Source organism: Arthrobacter sp. CP30 (assembly GCF_053470025.1).
The window spans coordinates 1-542 of sequence record NZ_JBQEMM010000046.1; the positions used below are offsets into that span (position 1 = coordinate 1).

Sequence of the window (542 nt, forward strand, 5' to 3'; positions counted from 1 at the left end):
TGTTAATTCGTTATGGCGATTACACCGGGCCGAACTATTCGATCGAGCTTGAGACTGCGCGTGTCCTCGTCGACGCGAAGGAGCAGATCTAGTGGCGGAACTCCTCCTAGCCGCGCGCTGTTGCGGCCAATGCCTCACGACACGAAACCGGATCGTGCCGGGAGAGCGTGCGGCGCAACTCGTCGCCGGCTGCCGGCGCGATGACGTCCACTTCCAATGCCATAAGGGCACGATTGCCGGGCTGAACATCCACTGCCGGGGGGTGCACGAAGTCATGGGCGGTGACCGAGCCTATCGAATGGCGGTCGCATTGGGGATTCCTATCCGCGAGATCGATTGTGACGAACTCGACGCGGAGGTGCAGAAGTGATGGGCGCCAACGCCGAGAGGTCGCCGTCGTGACCCTCCAGCTTGCTCGCGCCGACAACCGCCCGCGCATCCATCTGTGGCCGCTGTCCGGCGCCTGGCACTGGGCATTCGGTCCTACCGCCGCGCGCTACCCAGCGCCGACCGCTGGCGCTGGTGTCGACGAAGCGCTCGCC

1 protein-coding gene is annotated in these 542 nt (G+C 64.9%); it reads left to right on the forward strand.

The window, feature by feature from the left end; genetic code table 11:
• Positions 1 to 91 precede the first annotated feature (91 nt).
• Positions 92 to 370: a hypothetical protein gene (locus ACTIMO_RS17255; protein ID WP_345850159.1), complete on the forward strand. Its 279-nt coding sequence runs from the start codon at positions 92 to 94 to the stop codon at positions 368 to 370.
• The last annotated feature ends 172 nt before the right edge of the window (positions 371 to 542 follow it).